This window comes from Acinetobacter sp. C26M, assembly GCF_023702675.1.
Lineage (GTDB): Bacteria > Pseudomonadota > Gammaproteobacteria > Pseudomonadales > Moraxellaceae > Acinetobacter.
In genome coordinates, this window is the sequence record NZ_CP098478.1 from 3,433,625 (window position 1) to 3,452,335 (window position 18,711).

An 18,711-nucleotide genomic window follows, 5' to 3' on the forward strand; every position below is an offset into this window, starting at 1 on the left:
TTATCATCAATGTTATATCTCTATATTGATCGTGTTTTTCGCTGAGTTCTGTATAAGGCATGTTGAGAATTAATGACGGAATGTCAGAAAATTGATGTTTAAACTGATCTTTTTTCAGTTGAATTATTATTTTTAGAGATATGGATAAGTCGAAACTTATCCACAATTTATTTGACCCAACCTATTTCTTGTGCGGTGAGTACACTTATTACCGTCTGCTCTAAACCGTTTGGCATTTTACTTTTGTGCTCCGAGAGAGGAATACGCCCCCCCATAATTTCAGCTTCGGTTTGTGGATAGAGCGGCTGTTTATCTGCCTGTGCATAGCCAATCGGGAAAATAGGTTGACCATTGCTTAAATTATATTTATCGGTCGCGCCAAAACCATGCAATAACTCATGTACCAGTACCACATTGTTCTGTTCTGCTTGTTTTGCTGATGCAAATAAATTGACTGAACCAATACGTCCACGCTCCAATGCAGTCGAGTGTTTTAACTCACGTGTTTGCTTCGGATCATAGAAATTCAGATATAGAGTTAAGCTCGGTGAACCATCTGAAGATTGATGCTGCTGCCATGCATAAAAGCGAAACTTTAGACTCCACAGAATATTCTTCAGAATACTCGGCTGTTCAGACATCTTCGGTGGTGCTTGCTGCAATTCCCGTCCGATTTGAACCATAAAGTAGCTGCTTTGCCCTCGATATTGCTGGCTGTTTTTTTCCAGATACTGCTTCACCTCAGCAAAATCATCTTGCTGCAATTGTTGAATATATTGCTGTGTTGTAGGCAACCCATCGGCGTTAATCGGATGCAACAATACATTAATCGGCTGATTCCAATCCTGATTTTGATCACGATAAGCATTGATCGCAACGATCAACAATACCAGTAGTAAGCAAGCGACTCGGATATTTTTCCACATGAACTTCTTCCCCAACCCAAAGTCATTATTATTTTTCTTTACTCAATAAAAAATGCCAGCAATTGCCAGCATTCTCTTAACACTTAAATAACTAAGCTTCTACCCATTTTCCATTTTGGAAAACTAGACTCCACTTGGTTTGTTTCCCTTCCACTGTCTCAGAACCTACATACTGTGCTTGGTTCTTACGGCTAAATTTCACCACCGTCGGATTGCCTTCAGGATCGACATCTGGCGCTTCCAACAAAAATTGGTACTTCGGATCAAGTTGCTCAGCCACACTGCGTAATTCAGCCACTTTCGGTGCACGTGTTTCACGAATTTTCGGGAATTTGCTGGCTGCTAGGAACAGACCTGCCGCGCCATCGCGTAACACGAAGAAATCATCATGCTTGGCTGAACGTAAGTGTTCCATTTTGATTGGATCAACACGCGGTGGCGCTGGTTGACCGCTCTTTAATACTTTACGGGTATTGTCACAGCTTGAGCAGGCAAAGTAAGGTCCAAAACGACCTGTCTTTAACTGCATTTCACCATCACATTTATCACATGGAATGGTTGGACCATCATAGCCCTTAATCTTGAATTCGCCTTCCTCGACTTCGTAACCATCACAATCTGGGTTATTACCACAGACATGCAATTTACGACCACCATCGACCACATAGCTGTCCATTGCTGTACCGCATTTAGGACAACGGTGTTTCGACATCAAATCAGCAGTTTCAGCACCATCATCATCCGACAAAGCTGCTAAAGACTCGACTGGTGTTAAGTTGAGTGTGCCTTTACAGCGCTCTTTCGGCGGCAAGTTATAACCTGAGCAACCCAAGAATACACCTGTTGTTCCGGTACGAACTTGCATTGGACGCGAACATTCAGGACATGATACATCGGCAACTTCGACTGGCTGATTACGGCGCATGCCACTTTCACCCTGTGCATTGGTCAAACGTTTCTTGAAATCACCGTAGAAGGTATCCAGTAACTCTTTCCAATTACGCTCACCCATTGCAACACGGTCTAATTGACCTTCTAAATCAGCGGTAAAAGCATAATTCATCAGGTTATTAAAACTTTCATCCAAACGGTCTGTAACGATCTCACCCATCTTCTCTGCAAAGAGACGACGATTTTCCAGTTTTACATAACCGCGTTCTTGAATAGTCGAAATAATCGCAGCATAAGTCGATGGACGACCAATCCCTTTTTTCTCTAATTCTTTCACCAAAGATGCTTCAGTAAAGCGTGCAGGTGGCTTGGTAAAATGCTGACTCGGATCAAGTTTTTCTAACTTAAGTACTTCACCGACTTTCACCGCAGGCAATAAAATATCATCATCAGATTTATTGGCACCACGAACACGGGTAAAACCATCAAATACCAGTGTACGACCTTTCGCCTTTAACTCAACATTTGATGCTTCAACAGTCAATGTTGAAGATAAATATTCTGCTGGTGTCATTTGACAGGCAACAAATTGACGCCAAATCAAATCATATAAACGCTGTGCATCACGCTCTACGCCCGCCAGTTTATCGCCAGTCAGACCTACATCAGAAGGACGAATTGCTTCGTGGGCTTCTTGTGCACCCGCTTTATTGCCATAGCGATTTGGCTTGGCAGGGACATATTTTTCACCAAAATTTTGTTGTATATGGTTACGCACCATATTCACAGCGTCATCACTCAAAAAGGTGGAGTCTGTACGCATATAGGTAATAAAACCACCTTCATACAAGCGCTGCGCCAGCATCATGGTTTTCTTCACAGAAAAACCTAAACGCGTACTCGCTGCTTGTTGTAAAGTTGAAGTGATATACGGAGCGCTCGGATTAACTTTGGTTGGTTTATCTTCACGCAACGCCACTTTATATTCAGCATCTTTTAATACGCTGAGTAAGGCATCCGTTTCAGCTTTATTTTTAAGCTTGAGTGTTTTACCCGCTTGCTTAACCGCTTCAAGACGAATGTCTTCTTTCTTTGAAATGGTATCTGCAAAAACTTGCCAGTATTCTTCTGGAATAAATGCACGGATTTCACGTTCACGTTCAACCACCAGTTTCACAGCAACGGATTGCACACGTCCTGCTGATAAACCACGGGCAATTTTTTCCCACAGTAATGGCGACACCATAAAGCCCACTACACGGTCGAGAAAACGACGCGCCTGTTGAGCATTAACACGGTTTAAATCAAGTCGTGTTGGCTGTTTAAAGGCTTCCTGAATGGCATTTTTGGTAATTTCATTAAAGACCACACGATGGTAGCGACTATCATCGCCACCAATGACTTCTCTTAAATGCCAAGCAATTGCTTCCCCTTCTCTATCCAAATCCGTTGCGAGATAGATTGCATCTGCATCTTTGGCGAGTTTTTTTAGTTCGGCAACCACATGTTCTTTGCCTGGGAGCACTTCATAATGTGCGATCCAGTCATGCTCGGGATCGACACCCATACGATTGATCAGTGCAGACTGTGCTTTTTCGGCTTTCTGTTGATCCGTTAATTTGGCACGGGTTGCAGGCTTCTTTTCAGTGGATTTCGCCCCGCCTCCTGTCGGTAAATCACGCACATGACCGACCGATGACTTCACCACATATTGTGAACCCAAATATTTATTAATTGTTTTCGCTTTTGCAGGCGACTCCACAATCACTAAGGCACGTTTCTTTGCAGCAGATGCGGAAGCTGCTGTGCTTTCTGAAGCAGAGCGTGGAGTATTCGCCATAATAAATCGTTTTTCCTATGATCAATCAGAGAGTTAGCGCTGTGCTAACTCATGTAAATAAGCTTTCATATCTTCAAGCTGTGTGGCTCTTAGGTCAGTTTCTTCATCCCAATACAGTCCGACACAGTTTGCCTGCATATCAATAGCATAAACTCCTTTTAATGCAATGGTTAAATCATTAAATTTCTGATCACCCTGCACAACCTGAAGCTTGCCATCAACCACCCGTGCGCGCATCAAAGCTAAACGAGCATCTGGAATCAGCACACTATAATAAGCCACCATACTGGCACGTTTTTCCGATGCCATTGGAATCTTGGTCCATTCTGGCGCAGCGATTAAGCGTGGATGCAACCCCATTTTACGCGCCTGATCACGCATCATACCCAATGCTTTTTCTCGTGGACTGACACGCAAGCCAAAAATCGAGCCAAGTACAAACAGTACAATCGCAACGGTGATCCAAATTCCAATATTACTCATAAAGTAGCCCAAAACTTTCTTTTATTAGCGTTACATAAGTTGAATCCAAAAGGCAAGTTACAACGTAAAAAATAATCTTGTATTCAATTGCACTCTTTAAAGCATCCTTTTTCAGGCTGCCATAAACCCAAAGTAAAAATGCTTCTAACGCGCTTACTTTAATCGACTAAGGTTAATTTTCCGAATTGATCAAGATGTGCATCGCCCCAATTCTTTAATGCAACAATAATATGCTCCAGACTACGACCTAAATCAGTTAAACAATATTCAACTTTTGGAGGAACCTGAGGATAGACCTCTCGATGCAAAATGCCATCTTGTTCTAATTCACGTAACTGATTGGTCAGCATTCTCTGAGTAATACTCGGTACGCGCTTACGAATTTCATTAAAGCGCAAAGTACCTTCGTTAAATAAATGCCAGAGAATGACACATTTCCATTTACCATCAATCAAACTGATGGCGGCTTCAACGGAACAGCCTGGGGAACAATCAAAACTCGAATGTCGCATTTTAGCCATTTTACAGTATCCTTTTTGACACTATGAGCGTTATTTGTCTGTAGTCACTAAAATTAAGCTTAAGTTATGCTGAGATTCCAATCAAGTGGAAGCAAAACCATGAAAGCTGTGGCATATCAAAATGCAGGTGCAATTACATTAGACGATGCGCTTGTAGACATTGAAATCGACTCACCAATTGCACAGGGATACGATTTACTCGTTCGTGTACAGGCGATTTCTGTTAATCCAGTCGATACCAAGATTAGGAACAATAAAAATGCAGAAGCTCATCAATGGAAAGTTTTAGGCTGGGATGCAGTGGGTGTTGTTGAGGCGATTGGCGAACAAGTCACTCAATTCAAAATTGGTGACCTAGTCTGGTATGCAGGCGCACTCAACCGACAAGGCAGTAATAGTGAATTACAATTGGTTGACGAGCGTATTGTTGGGCATAAACCCAAGTCACTCGATGCAAGTGAAGCAGCAGCACTACCTTTAACCGCAATTACCGCATGGGAAATGCTGTTTGATCGCTTACAAGTTCCACAAACTGCCGCTGAGAACACTTCGATCCTCGTCATTGGCGGTGCTGGTGGGGTGGGTTCAATTACCATTCAATTGCTCAAACAATTAACCAATCTCACTGTGATCAGTACCGCATCTCGACCAGAACCGTCTGAATGGGTAAAACAGTTGGGTGCAGATTATGTGTTAGACCATCGTCAAGCTTTAGCCCCACAAATTCAACAGCTTGGCTTAAATGCCCCTTTATATGTATTTTCAACCACACAAACTGATCAGCATCTGGCTGATATTGCAGAACTGATCGCAGCACAAGGCCATTTCGGTTTAATTGATGATCCTGAGCAACTCGATATTAAGCTCTTTAAATCAAAGTCAGTTTCGGTTCACTGGGAGTTTATGTTCACACGCTCTATGTATCAGACTGATGATATGATCCAACAGAGCCAACTTTTGAATCAAGTTGCAAGCTTAGTTGATGAAGGAAAGATTAAAACCACAGTGAGTCAGGTATTTTCGCCAATCAATGCAGAAAACCTAAAACGTGCACACCAACAAATCGAAAGTGGCACGACCAAAGGAAAAATAGTCCTGCATGGTTTTTAAACGCGATCATTCAACGTAAATCTTCCAGCAATACAATTCAGCATTGCTGGATGCTTTATTAATAATGTGGTGGTTTATCACTCACTGGGTCAAAAGCAGCAATTCCTTCCGATAAATCTGAAGATTCAACTCGACGATATAAAAGCTGCATTTGTTTTTTTAAATCAGCAATTTCTTGCGTTTGAATTGCGAGCTGTTGATTTAATTGCTCAACTAAATCATCCAAAAATGCAATTCGGACTTGCAAATCTTCAATGGGTGCGGAAAATGACGCGTGATCATCAAAATTTTGTGGTTTAGTCATTTCAGACCTCATCTGAACTCTTAGGAAACATTATGGCCTATATTACTTTAAGGGATGTCCATCTCGCATTTGGCGGACCTGCCTTACTCGACGGCGCGAACTTTAACCTAGAACGTGGCGAGCGAGTCTGTTTAATTGGTCGTAATGGAGAAGGTAAGTCTACTTTATTAAAACTAATTGAGGGAAGCTTGTTACCCGATAACGGTGAAGTTTCGATTCAAAATGGTTTAACTGTTTCAATGTTAGCCCAAGACGTTCCGATGGACTCAGGCAAAGTTGCAGACATCGTTGCCGATGGCGCAGGCGAAGCATCTATTGTATTGAAAGAATATCATGAAGCCAGTGATGCCTGCGTCTTAGGTGATATGGAAGCCTGTGACCGCATGGGCATGCTACAGCACAAACTGGATCAGTTGGATGGCTGGGCATTAGAAAATAAGGTCAACTCGATTCTCAGTAAAATGGGACTTGATCCAAATGCGGATCTAGCTGATTTATCAGGTGGTCGTAAACGTCGTGTACTCTTAGCACGTGCCCTGCTCACTCAACCAGATGTGTTGTTACTCGACGAACCGACCAACCATTTAGATGTCGAAAGTATCGAATGGTTAGAAAAGTTTTTATTGGATCAAAATAATCTGACCCTACTATTCATTTCGCATGACCGTTCATTTGTTGACAGCATTGCAACTCGTATCGTTGAGCTTGATCGTGGAGTTTTGCGTAGTTACGAAGGTAACTATTCACGCTATCTCGATCTAAAAGCACAACAAATGGAAGCTGAAGAAAAACAAAATGCTTTATTTGATAAAAAGTTAGCTGAAGAAGAGGCTTGGATTCGTCAAGGTATTAAGGCCCGTCGTACTCGTAACGAAGGTCGTGTCCGTGCATTAAAAGACTTACGTGAGCAATCTAAGGCACGCCGTTCACAGCAAGGCAAAGTCAGCATGGCAACCCAAGAAGCACATCGCTCTGGTAAATTGGTGTTTGAGATTGAGAATCTCAGCGTCAGCTACGGTGAACAGCCATTAATTAAAGATTTCTCGGCCATTGTCCTACGTGGCGACCGTATCGGTTTAGTCGGTGACAACGGTGTCGGTAAAACCACTTTGATTAAAGCGATTCTAGGTGAGATTGAGCATGGTGGTTCTGTGAAAACAGGAACACAGCTCGAAGTCGCTTATTTTGACCAGTTGCGTAATGCCTTAGACCTTGAAAAAACCGTGATGGCCAACGTGTCGGAAGGTTCTGACTTTGTCGATGTGAATGGTAACCGCCGCCATATCTATAGTTATTTACAAGACTTTTTATTCTCTCCAGAACGTGCCCGCACACCAGTTAAAGCGCTTTCAGGAGGTGAAAGAAACCGTATCTTATTGGCAAAACTGTTACTCAAGCCATCGAATTTAATCGTGATGGATGAGCCAACCAATGACTTGGATATGGTGACACTTGAGCTACTTGAGGAAATGCTGTCTGACTATAAGGGTACTTTGCTGTTGATCTCGCATGACCGTGCCTTTATGGACAATGTCGTGACCTCGACATGGGTATTTGATGGTAAGGGTAACATTGATGAATATATCGGTGGCTATCAAGACTATTTGGAACAGCGCCCAGATCAGAAAGTGGTGGATCAAAAAAGTGATGTGAAAAAGGCACAAGCCAAAGCTGAGGCAGCGGCTGCCGCAGCATCAGCTCCGAAGAAGGTGAAGCTCAGTTATAAAGACCAGCGTGAGCTGGAACAACTCCCTGCTGAAATTGAAAAACTGGAAACTGAACAAGCAGAATTATCAGAAAAGTTAGCTGATGGTTCATGGTTTGTTTCAGATGCCAATGCAGCAACTGCAGCGAGTCAACGTCTGGCTGAAATTGAAGAAGTATTGCTTGAGAAATTGGAACGTTGGGACATTTTAGAAAATATGTCTAAAGGCAACTAAGCCTATGAAGCATTTACCCTATCGAGGGTAAATGCTTCACTTCTTCCGATTGAATTTATAGCAAATCAAAATCTTGTTGTAGTGATTGATAAATATTAAAATTTTCATCATCAAAACAAACAAAAATGACCTGTTGTACAAGCACTGCCTTACTTAATTCTTCAGCAATGGTTTTTAGTGCGATCTGTGCAGCAAACAGTTTGGGAAAGCGATAAATCCCTGTTGAAATATTGGGAAATGCAAGGCTTTGTAGCTTCATCTCTTCTGCTAACTTAAAACTATTGCGATAGGCACTTTCCAATAGCTTCTCTTCCTGATGTTGCCCATCTACCCAAGTCGGTCCAACCGTATGGATGACATATTTAGCAGGCAGATTTCCTGCTGTGGTCACGACCGCTTCGCCAACTGCACAACCACCTTGCTTGGCACGAATCTTTTGACAATCTGCCAAAATCGATACACCACCACGACGATGAATTGCACCATCTACACCTCCACCACCTAATAGCGAAGTATTGGCCGCATTAACAATTGCATCTACCGTGATTTGGGTAATATCTCCTTTCATTATTTTTATACTTTTCAAAATCTTCTCCTCTTTATCAGAGCTGTTTAATGGCTGATTTACGCTACAACAACTGCGGTTTTATTTAACATTTAAATTACTAAACCGACTTCATGCTACACTGCTTCAAAATTCAACGTTATTCATATTTCGAGTTTATGAGTCAAAAGCAGTCTTATATCCCTGGCGAGTTTCAATGGGAATTTCTATTACCTAAATATTGGAAGATTTGGATCGCCATCACTTTTCTGATGCTATTGGCTATTCTTCCATGGGCAATTCAATGGCGCTTGGCGCATGGCTTAGCCAGTTTATGCTGGCATTTGCTCAAGTCACGCCGTAAAACCACACTGCGAAATTTAGAACTGTGTTTCCCTGAGTGGTCACCTGCTGAGGTTGAGGCACAAGCTAAACAAGTGTTTGTCGATATGATGCTCGGTGTGTTTGAAACACTGAATGCGTGGTACTGCCCCAAATGGTTTAAAGGTCGCCATAGCATTGAAGGCTTAGAGCATCTCAATGATGCAAAAGCACAAGGTAAAGGCATATTGCTACTTGGTACACACAGTACTCTACTCGATGCTGGTGGTTATATTTGTGCTCAATATTTCGAGCCTGATGTGGTTTATCGCCCACAGAATAATCCTATGCTGGACATGCTGATTTATCGTTGTCGTGCCACGATTTATCAACATCAAATTGACCATGATGATATGCGTGGTTTGATTCGTCGACTGAAAGAAGGCGGCGCAATTTGGTATAGTCCAGATCAAGATTTTGGTTTAAAACAAGGGGTGATGGCCCCCTTCTTTGGTGTACCTGCGGCAACCGTTACCGCGCATCGCCGTTTACTCAAAATATCGAAAGCCGTTGCGATTCCCTTATATTTCTATCGTTATGGCGATATCCGCAATCCACAATATAAAGTACTGATCGAACCGATTGTGGACAATATGCCAAGTGAAGATGAAGTTGATGATGCGATTCGAGTAAATCAAATTATCGAAGCCCAATTGCGTATTGCACCAACACAATGGATGTGGTTCCACCGTCGCTTCAAAACCCGTGCTGAAGGTTACGATAAAATTTATTAATACAAAAAAAGCCGCTTCATTCAACCATGGAGCGGCTCTTTACTAAAACAAGAACAACAATTAGTTAGGGAAAATGACGCCCGTATTTAAATCAAAATAAGTCGATGTATTGCTATACACTGAGCCCAGTTTGACATTAATAAACCAACCTAAATTACCTTGATCTTGTAAGCGATTCTGAATTTCGCTCGGTAGATCAAGTTTATAAATTGCATCTTCTTTAAATACTTTGGATTCAATCGTGGCTGTACTTGCACTATCACGTTCAAATAAATAGCCTTTAGTATTATAGAATTCAACCGCATTGTCTTTATCAATCAAGTGATAACCTTCAGCTGCTTGTTGTTTAAGTAATAAATCAAGTTTGGTTGGATTATCCTCATAAAAGCCTGCGGGTGTGGTTGGCATTTCAAAATAACGATAACTATAAGTACCATTATGAGTACTACTGTTTACGCAGGTAGGGACATAAAACATATCATTGGTTGTGCCATTATTAGTATACGTGCTCCCAGCAAAAACTAGCTTACAACCCTGTGCCCCTAAAGTATTAAAAGCCTCTAAAATAACAGATCGGGTCGCCTGACTGGCGAATATGAACCGATTATCATAAGTATAGATTGCTGGTTTTTTTATCATTTTTGACAAATAAATGTTTATAGGTATTGCTTGGATCTTCTCTCAGGTATGACTTATACGCAAAACCTAATGCACCTTGTTTTTTCATTTCTGCCAAACGCAGTAAATACCTATCTGCAACAACTTTGGTGGTTACATCTACAATTTTATAACTATAGGTATCCGTTGAAGCATTGTTTTTAACATACAAGTTTTTAGGTTCAGGGAAATCACTATTTGCTTTTTTCACATCCAAAGAAGTACCTGCCAAAGCAAAACCTTGTGTACCCTGCTCATTGGCTTGAGCCAAGAAGTTCGACCATGAACTTTGGTTATCTAACAAACGATAGCTTGCCGTTGCCTTTTTCGCTGTCGGTTTGAATAAACTATAACCTTCAACATTGGTGCGCGTATAGCAAGTAACAACTTTTGAAGGATCTATTGCATCCATAATGGTTTGGATGTCTTTGATCGTTGCGGTTGCTGGAACATCACACATTCCATCACCTTTAAAAGCATAAGCAGAAGCAATAGCATTGCGGTATCTATCAGTATATTTCACCCGATTCGCTGTAGTTGTACCACTGGTTTCAGTCGGTGCGATATCAGTAATTAACGCGTCATCTGAAGCAACAGCATAGTTTTTAATGACTGCACCCGTACAATCCTCTTTTTCAAACTGACGAGTTTCAATAGTAAAACGAACACTGTTTTCGGATGCTTTATGTACCGTTAAATTGGTTCGTGCGCCTTTATTGCAGAAACCACCCAACCAAGATCCCACAAAACGATCAGCTACGACTGGAGTTGGTGTAGGGGTTGGTGTCGGCGTCGGAGTCGGTGTAGGCGTTGGCGTCGGTGTAGGCGTTGGGCTTGAATCCGAATCATTATCCGATCCACAACCCACCAGGATTGCACAAGTTACGCTGAGTGCTAGTTGTGTCCATATATTTTTCATTGCATCACCCTCTGTGTGATTTTTTCACATATTTGTGTATGTGAAAATTTAACACTTTTATGCTTGAGTGCAAATATGTTTATGCGTAAATTAATAACGAAAGGTCAAAATTATTTTTTATTGATGGTTCGAAAGTATGGATGCTCAAGAAAACCTAGCAAGACAATTTAGTGAGTTACCTGAAGCATGGCGTGCGTGGTTAGAGGAAAATTTAGAACGCGGCTGTGCTCCAATTGATTTGGCCAATATTCTGTTGCGTGAAGGTTTGATTGACCTGAATAAGGATTTTTCTGCTCCAATACATGTTGAAGAGCAACACTACCGCGAACTTGAACAGGCAGCTGCTGCTAGACAAACTCAATTCAGCAGTGTGTTTGCGCCTGAACAAAAGAAATGGTTGGCTCAGGCGGTACTTGATAACGTAAGCAAAGCAAATATTTATCAGTCATTAAGCGCACAAGGATTGAGTGAAATTGATATTGCCCTCGAATGGGTGCAACTCAAACAAGATCCTTATTTTCAAATTGCCCAAGAGCAGCATTTTTTAGTTAGAAAGCGCAATTGGCTACTGCATACCCTAGATCGTTTTGCCCGTTTAAATCCTGAATATCGGCAAATTACTCGAATTTCAAAGCCTGAATTTACAGATTTTATTCAACATTATTACAGTCGAAATTTGCCTGTGATTTTGACCGATGCCATTCAACATTGGCCTGCTTTACATAAATGGTCACCGCAATATTTCAAACAGACTATAGGCACTCAAGAAATTGAAGTGCAGTTTAATCGTGAACAGGATCCTTTATTTGAACGCAACTCAATTCAACATAAAACCCAAATGCGAATGGATGAATATGTCGATCTAATTGAACAAACCCGACATTCCAATAATTTTTACATGACGGCAAATAATGCCAAGGCCAGTCAGTCCAGTCTGGCAGTATTGTTTCAAGATATCGGTCATTTTCATGGTTATACAGACCACTCGCAGGTCTATGATCGTAGCTTCATTTGGTTTGGACCCAAAGGGGCATTTACCCCTCTACATCATGATTTGACTAATAACCTACTGGTACAAATTTACGGACGAAAAAAAGTCACCCTGATCCCTGCACTACAAACGCCACATCTCTATAATGATGTCGCAGTATTTAGTAAAATTGCCAATCCTCATCTTCCCAATACAGTTGAGTTATTTCCAGATTTTGCTCAGAGCAGCAAAATCGAATGTATCCTGAATGAGGGGGAGGCTTTGTTTATCCCTCTCGGCTGGTGGCATTGTGTCGAAAGTTTGGATATTTCCATGAGTGTTTCTTTTACTCATTTTAGTATCGATAATACTGGGGCTGAATCATTTCCATCTCCAGCCTAATGTTTAAATAAAGTCAGTTTGTGGCTCATAACGAATCCGTTCTTAAGGTGATTTAATGGTAAAACCAACAACCCAAGTCATGATGAACAATGAACAATCTACACTGAATACACAAGGTGTGATTCCGCAAGAAGCAGAAACAACATTGGAGAGTATCTTTCCAATGATGCAGCATATTGCACGTTGGCTCATCCATTCGGGTGTTGGCTATACTGATTTCGTAGCTGCACTTAAACCCATTTTTTATCAACAAGCATTAGTAGAATTAGAACGAATCCAACAAAATAAAACCGACTCAGCCGTGAGTTTGTTATCTGGTCTACATCGCAAAGATGTCAGTGCGTTTAGATTACAGGCCAATCAAACATCAACTGAAGCCCCCAATTTTGCCATTAGTGTGCCTGCCCGCGTCATTGCCCGCTGGATTGCACTCGACCTACCCCATCAAATTCCTGTTTCTGGTGAAGACAACAGCTTCGAGGCTTTGGTTAAGCATATTTCAACCGAGAAACATCCACGGTCAATCTTATTTGAGTTACAACGTCTAGGCGTGGTTGAGCAAATAGGCCAAGATGTACTGTTGCAACAAAATAGCTTTACCCCAGATAACCAAATGCAAGAAAGTAAAGCCCTCTTCTCAGCCAATCTCACAGACCATTTGGCTGCTGGTGTGGATAACTTTATTAGTGAGAAACCTTTTACTCATCTTGAGCAAGCTGTACATGCCGAAAATTTAACACCCCAATCGGTTGAAGCACTTCGACAGTTAAGTATCGAACTTTGGCAAGACATGGCAAAACAACTCTTAAATGCCGCGATCCAACATTGTGAACAAGACCAAGAAAAAGATGATGCACATTATCAATTTCGATTTGGCGTTTACCAATACGATAGTCAGATAAAACTACAAGTGCCTTATATCTTTAAGGAAAAATAAAAAATGCGAAGCTTACTGCTCCCTCTCGTTTCTCTCATTCCAGTGCTTAGCCTTACGGCTTGTGGAGAAAATTTTTCTGTCGCCAATGTCAGTCTGGGTGGAAGTGGATCTGGTACCCAAAAGCCACTTCCTGGTGGTGACACTGGGGGAATTTCAAACCCATCTACGGGTGACAAGGATGAAGTCTATGAATATGTGGTCACTGTTCCACAGGAAACACAAGACACCTGTATGGGCATACAACGCAATATGCGCTTGATCGATTGGGAAACCAAACAGGCTTTGCCAATAGGTCTCACTCAGCCGATTAACATCACACCATTACAAATTGAGATTAAAAACACCACCCCGAATTATGTCTATCAACTGGTTCCACTATGCAGCCCTATCGAGTTTCAGCTTGACCAAACACCTATGGCCTTTGGGCAATCGTTAAGATGTGGCGCCGATCAAGATGAACTGCAATTACTTCGGCCATACGAAACACGTACCTACGAGCTGAGCTTAAGCTTTGCAGAAACTGAACTTCCGTTCATCGTAAGTTACAACGCCTTTTATCAGACAGAATTACCAAAGGCTGACACGGTATGGAAAAAATGTGATGCCGTAAAAATGGTCGTCCCTATTCATAAACGTCGTGTTCCAAAAGTGATTGGAACAGAAGAGCCACCGATCACTAACCCAGAGATACCTACAGGTGAACATCCTGAAATACCTGCTGGGGAAACTGCGGATTAATATTTACTAAGACCAAAAATTAAAACCCGAGTTTTGCATCCTGCAAAACTCGGGCAAATGAGGTTGTGCTTTCAAACTTTTTATTATCCTGCGTCCATCGCATGCATCATATCCATGATGACTTTTCCATCTCAGCGTCTCTATCCCTAAGCGGAAGTCCATTCCTGCGTCCTTGTGCTGATGTATTTAGAATAAACCTTTTATCAAGGTCCGGCTATTCGTTGCAGACTTAAATCCATGTACGAAATAACGTACATTAATTAGTTAAACTTTAAAATCAGTCGATTGCACGAGTACTCCAGACATTGTGTCAATTTTGCATTTGTTGCTTATGTGGTTGAGCTAAAGAATCTGTCACCTGCTTTTCCTCTTGTTCCGCCTTTTCGATTCCGTCTTGTATTGCTTGTTGAGCTTCTTTTTCATCCTCTGCTGTCTGTTCCAATGCCTCTTGCTGCTGTTCAAAGACACGCCCTGTTTGTAATACCACATAGACTGGAAAATGATCAGAACCGATATGTGGCAGGCGCTTCATCTCAACTAAACCAAAATCGGTACTATGAAAGATATGATCAAGCGACCATCTCAATAAAGGATAATCTGCATGAAAGGTATTCATAAAATAGCGTCCGACTCGAGGATCAAGCAAACCACTAATACGCTGAAATAAACGCGTTGTTCTCGACCAAGCCACATCGTTTAAATCCCCCATCACAATACAACTCTGATCCAAATCTTTAATTTGATCACCAACAATTAACAATTCTGCATCTCTTAGTGTTGAATCTTTTGCTTCTGTTGGACTTGGTGGTTTTGGATGCAAACAATACAACTGCACCTGCACGCCCGATGGCAAAGTCAAACATGTATGAATAGAAGGAATTTCATCACTTAAGATAAATTTAACTTCAGTATTATTTAAAGGTAAACGGCTATACAGATGCATTCCGTACAAATTTTCTAAGGGAACAGGTACTCGAAATGGATAATCTTGCTCAATCTTACTCAAGGCTTGTTGCCAAGCTGAATTAGATTCAAGTGTAAGAACAAGATCAGGTTTTAACGTTTCAATATGCTCGATCAGCAGATGATATTTATGATTTGGTGTCAGGACATTTGCAACCAGTAGTGAAATTTGTTGCTCAGGATTGAATTGTTCCTTTTTCACTTTCTGGACTTGTTTTCGCCATAACGGGGTATAAGGCAGAACCATTTTTAATTGATAAGCAAGCGCAGCCACTAGACCAATAAACAGTAATTCTGTACTCAAAGTCCAATCAGAAAGCACAAATAACATTGCAAAAAATGTGATGATGCCGAGTGCCAATATTTGTAATCTGGGAAAGTCTGCCCCACGAAACCACCATTCATCTCTGGGGATCAAAGACCAAAATGAAAGCCATATCACCAGTGCTGCACAAATCTGAATCCATATCATGTTCATTTTTCTCTTTGGGGTAGCATAGATTTACAATAAAGTTTCCGCTTTATCAATTTTCTATCTAATATAAACAAGTTATTCCACTCAATAAACGCACTGTTTTATTTCAGTAAAGCTTGCAGTTGTGGGCACTTTTGATACACTCAAACCCCTTTAAATTTTTTTACATACCGAGGCACAATGACATGAAAGTAGGTCTGGTCGGTTGGCGTGGGATGGTTGGTTCTGTCCTGATGCAACGTATGGTTGAAGAGAATGATTTTGCTCATATTGAGCCATTCTATTTCTCTACCAGTAATGCAGGTGGCGAAGCACCTTCATTTGGTGGTAAGACTGCCCCAGCACTTATGGATGCAACAGACATTAACAGTCTGAAGCAAATGGATGTCATTTTAACCTGCCAAGGTGGTGATTATACTTCAGAAGTTTTCCCTAAGCTTAAAGCTGAAGGTTGGGATGGCTATTGGATTGATGCAGCCTCTACTCTTCGTATGGCAGATGACGCAATCATCGTTCTTGATCCAGTTAACTTGAATGTGATCAAAGATGGTTTGGTCAATGGCACTAAGACTTTTGTTGGCGGTAACTGTACCGTTTCATTGATGTTGATGGGCTTAGGTTCACTATTCCAAAATAACTTGGTGGAATGGGCAACTTCAATGACCTATCAGGCAGCGTCTGGTGCAGGTGCGCAGAACATGCGTGAACTAATCACTGGTATGGGCTATTTGTATAACAATACTAAGACATTATTGGATGACCCTAAATCTGCAATTCTTGATATTGACCGTCAAATCGCAGAGTTACAACGTGGCGAAGGCTTCCCGAAAGCAAACTTTGGTGTGCCATTAGCGGGTTCATTGATCCCGTATATCGACAAACAACTCGAAAGTGGTCAATCAAAAGAAGAATGGAAAGGTCAAGTTGAAACCAACAAGATCTTGGGTAACCAGCAAATCGTTCCGATTGATGGTCACTGTGTCCGTATTGGTGCAATGCGTTGCCATTCTCAAGCGATTACTTTGAAACTGAAAAAAGATGTCCCGCTTGATGAAATCGAAGATATGATTCGTAACTCTAGCCAATGGGCAAAAGTGGTTCCAAACACCCGCGAAGCATCAATGACTGATCTAACCCCTGTTGCTGTAACTGGTACCTTAACTGTTCCTGTAGGCCGTTTACGTAAACTAAATATGGGTAAAGAATACCTCGGTGCATTTACTGTAGGTGACCAACTGCTTTGGGGTGCTGCTGAGCCATTACGTCGTATGCTTCGTATTCTCGTAGAATACAAGAACGCTTAAGCAAAAATTCCTAAAAATCAAAAGCCGATCACATTTGATCGGCTTTTTTCTTGCGATGAAAGATGAATAATTTACAATTCATTTACATCACGGTAATGTATACTTTTTCCTGACTATAACATCACTTTTTCATGGATCGAGATGACTGTTTATAACAAATTAAAAATTGCCATTTTAGCCATCATTTCTTCGCAACACCTTTATGCAATTACGCTTGATCCAATTCAAATCCAGTCTGCACCTGGTGAACTTCTCTATGCAGAAATGAGTTTCCACCAAGCAGATGCCAACTCCAAATTAGACGTCAGTTTGGCAACACCTGAAGATTTACTGATGATTGGTGCTGCACATCAGCCGCCCTCTAGTCTCAATTTTTTTACGCGTCGCAATAATCAAGGCGAAGGTGTGATTGTGATCACCTCTACACGCCCAATGACCGATGCGGAATTGAATATTATTTTAAAAATTCAAGAAGGTGGTGCATCTCATTTAAAACATATTCGCCAACCGATGCGCCAAGTCGCGAAAGCACCTTTAGCAAAGAATGCCAATGAAAAATCACTGACGCCCAAATTTATTGTTAGTGAAAAAGATATTGCTTTAAACCTTCCTGAAAGTACACGCTTTAATGTTGCGAACTCAAATCCGCAGGTGCAAAGTTTAAAACAAGAAAAACTCCTGAATGCACCATTTACCCTTCCACCGGTATTAGAAACACCGAAAGCAACGGCTACAGCAGCAGTTAGTGCCAGCGCTGTTTCGATTGTTCCACCTGTAAAAGTAGAAACAACAACAGCAGCCATTACTTCGCCAATGCCACAACCAGCGAAACCTATCGCAGAAAAAGCACAACAGCAACCGAAAGCAGCGCCGCTCAAGCAGGAAATGAACCAAACTGCAAATGCGGCGACCACCGCCAAGCAAAATGCGGCAGTGGATCAGGAACAGAAAGCAGCAGACCTAAAAACAATCGAAACCAAAGAGAAAAATAAAGCTGCTGATCCAGTTAAACAAACTGTACAAGCAACTAAGAAAAAAACGCCATCTACTACACCAAGCAACGACAAAGCCCAGCAACATGTGGTGCAGCGTAATGAGTCGTTATGGAGTATTGCACAACATGTTGCAGCACAAACACAGCAACCTGTTGCTCAGGTCATGAATCAAATCAAAGCACAAAATGAACATGCCTTTATTGGTGGTAATGCCAACCGCCTTAGACAGGGCTCACATTTAAACTTTAATCTCGCTGCAACATCTACACAGCAAAATAAAAACACCAATCAAATTGCAACACAAACACAGCGTCCTACCTCTGGAAAAGCCAAATATCGCTTACAACAAGCTGAAATGTCTCTGCTGGCTGAGAGTAATCAAGATTCCAGTACTGGAAGTGCCAAAAAAGACACATTACAGCAAAAAACCAGTGCTGATTTATCATTAAAAGTTATGACAGCACGAGAAAAAACCGTTACATTACAAAGAAACGTAACACAGTTAGAATTGGCACTACGTCAGAAGGAACAACGTATTCAGCTGTTAAATGCTCGGCTTGCCGAACTGCAAGATCAGTTGAAAGCGCAACAGGACACTAAAAAGCCAACACGCTAGGTTACGAGATTATTCTCATAAATTTGCACAAAAGCGGCTCTATCTTTAAGGGGTATAGATC

At 41.5% G+C, this 18,711-nt stretch carries 15 protein-coding genes and 1 pseudogene; 8 read left to right on the forward strand and 8 right to left on the reverse strand.

Annotated features, from left to right (window positions below; translation table 11 throughout):
- Window positions 1-167: 167 nt before the first annotated feature.
- The 4 genes from NDN11_RS15795 to NDN11_RS15810 form a co-directional block, all read right to left on the reverse strand.
- Entirely contained in the window at window positions 168-926 is a 759-nt protein-coding gene (locus NDN11_RS15795; RefSeq protein WP_251110173.1) for a hypothetical protein, read from the reverse strand.
- 91 nt (window positions 927-1,017) lie between these two features.
- Complete coding sequence (gene topA / locus NDN11_RS15800; RefSeq protein ID WP_251110174.1) at window positions 1,018-3,657, reverse strand: type I DNA topoisomerase; 2,640 nt, start codon at window positions 3,655-3,657, stop codon at window positions 1,018-1,020.
- A 33-nt stretch (window positions 3,658-3,690) separates the two neighbouring features.
- A complete protein-coding gene (locus NDN11_RS15805) occupies window positions 3,691-4,140 on the reverse strand; it encodes an ammonium transporter (RefSeq protein ID WP_251110175.1) in 450 nt (149 codons plus the stop codon).
- Between the two features lie 158 nt (window positions 4,141-4,298).
- Entirely contained in the window at window positions 4,299-4,661 is a 363-nt protein-coding gene (locus NDN11_RS15810) for a winged helix-turn-helix transcriptional regulator (protein WP_167250520.1), read from the reverse strand.
- Window positions 4,662-4,760: 99 nt separating this feature from the next.
- Between NDN11_RS15810 and NDN11_RS15815 the strand changes: the two genes are divergently transcribed.
- Window positions 4,761-5,771: a zinc-binding alcohol dehydrogenase family protein gene (locus tag NDN11_RS15815; protein WP_251110176.1), complete on the forward strand. Its 1,011-nt coding sequence runs from the start codon at window positions 4,761-4,763 to the stop codon at window positions 5,769-5,771.
- A 58-nt stretch (window positions 5,772-5,829) separates the two neighbouring features.
- Here NDN11_RS15815 and NDN11_RS15820 read toward each other — a convergent pair whose 3' ends face one another.
- Complete coding sequence (locus NDN11_RS15820; RefSeq protein WP_167250516.1) at window positions 5,830-6,075, reverse strand: SlyX family protein; 246 nt, start codon at window positions 6,073-6,075, stop codon at window positions 5,830-5,832.
- Between the two features lie 32 nt (window positions 6,076-6,107).
- On the opposite strand from NDN11_RS15820, the gene NDN11_RS15825 reads away from it, so the two are divergent.
- Complete coding sequence (locus NDN11_RS15825) at window positions 6,108-8,015, forward strand: ATP-binding cassette domain-containing protein (protein ID WP_167250514.1); 1,908 nt, start codon at window positions 6,108-6,110, stop codon at window positions 8,013-8,015.
- A 55-nt stretch (window positions 8,016-8,070) separates the two neighbouring features.
- On the opposite strand, the gene NDN11_RS15830 is transcribed toward NDN11_RS15825, so the two are convergent.
- Window positions 8,071-8,601, reverse strand: coding sequence for an O-acetyl-ADP-ribose deacetylase (locus NDN11_RS15830; RefSeq protein WP_251110177.1), 531 nt, complete (start codon window positions 8,599-8,601; stop codon window positions 8,071-8,073).
- A gap of 137 nt (window positions 8,602-8,738) precedes the next feature.
- Between NDN11_RS15830 and NDN11_RS15835 the strand changes: the two genes are divergently transcribed.
- Window positions 8,739-9,674: an LpxL/LpxP family acyltransferase gene (locus NDN11_RS15835; RefSeq protein ID WP_251110178.1), complete on the forward strand. Its 936-nt coding sequence runs from the start codon at window positions 8,739-8,741 to the stop codon at window positions 9,672-9,674.
- A gap of 60 nt (window positions 9,675-9,734) precedes the next feature.
- Here NDN11_RS15835 and NDN11_RS15840 read toward each other — a convergent pair.
- Window positions 9,735-11,250 (reverse strand): annotated as a pseudogene (locus tag NDN11_RS15840) (PT dipeptide repeat lipoprotein).
- Window positions 11,251-11,386: 136 nt separating this feature from the next.
- On the opposite strand from NDN11_RS15840, the gene NDN11_RS15845 reads away from it, so the two are divergent.
- From NDN11_RS15845 to NDN11_RS15855, 3 genes are read left to right on the forward strand one after another with little or no spacing between them, the layout of a single operon-like run.
- Window positions 11,387-12,622 (forward strand): cupin-like domain-containing protein, encoded by a 1,236-nt coding sequence (locus NDN11_RS15845; RefSeq protein WP_251110179.1) that lies wholly within the window; start codon window positions 11,387-11,389, stop codon window positions 12,620-12,622.
- 55 nt (window positions 12,623-12,677) lie between these two features.
- Window positions 12,678-13,559: a DUF6502 family protein gene (locus tag NDN11_RS15850; RefSeq protein ID WP_251110180.1), complete on the forward strand. Its 882-nt coding sequence runs from the start codon at window positions 12,678-12,680 to the stop codon at window positions 13,557-13,559.
- Between the two features lie 3 nt (window positions 13,560-13,562).
- On the forward strand, window positions 13,563-14,297 hold the full coding sequence (locus tag NDN11_RS15855) for a hypothetical protein (RefSeq protein WP_251110181.1): 735 nt from the start codon (window positions 13,563-13,565) through the stop codon (window positions 14,295-14,297).
- Window positions 14,298-14,607: 310 nt separating this feature from the next.
- On the opposite strand, the gene NDN11_RS15860 is transcribed toward NDN11_RS15855, so the two are convergent.
- On the reverse strand, window positions 14,608-15,732 hold the full coding sequence (locus tag NDN11_RS15860; RefSeq protein ID WP_251111561.1) for an endonuclease/exonuclease/phosphatase family protein: 1,125 nt from the start codon (window positions 15,730-15,732) through the stop codon (window positions 14,608-14,610).
- Window positions 15,733-15,920: 188 nt separating this feature from the next.
- On the opposite strand from NDN11_RS15860, the gene asd reads away from it, so the two are divergent.
- Together asd and NDN11_RS15870 are read left to right on the forward strand one after the other, a co-directional pair.
- On the forward strand, window positions 15,921-17,039 hold the full coding sequence (asd, locus tag NDN11_RS15865) for an aspartate-semialdehyde dehydrogenase (RefSeq protein WP_004802505.1): 1,119 nt from the start codon (window positions 15,921-15,923) through the stop codon (window positions 17,037-17,039).
- 141 nt (window positions 17,040-17,180) lie between these two features.
- Window positions 17,181-18,650: a type IV pilus assembly protein FimV gene (locus tag NDN11_RS15870; RefSeq protein ID WP_251110182.1), complete on the forward strand. Its 1,470-nt coding sequence runs from the start codon at window positions 17,181-17,183 to the stop codon at window positions 18,648-18,650.
- The last annotated feature ends 61 nt before the right edge of the window (window positions 18,651-18,711 follow it).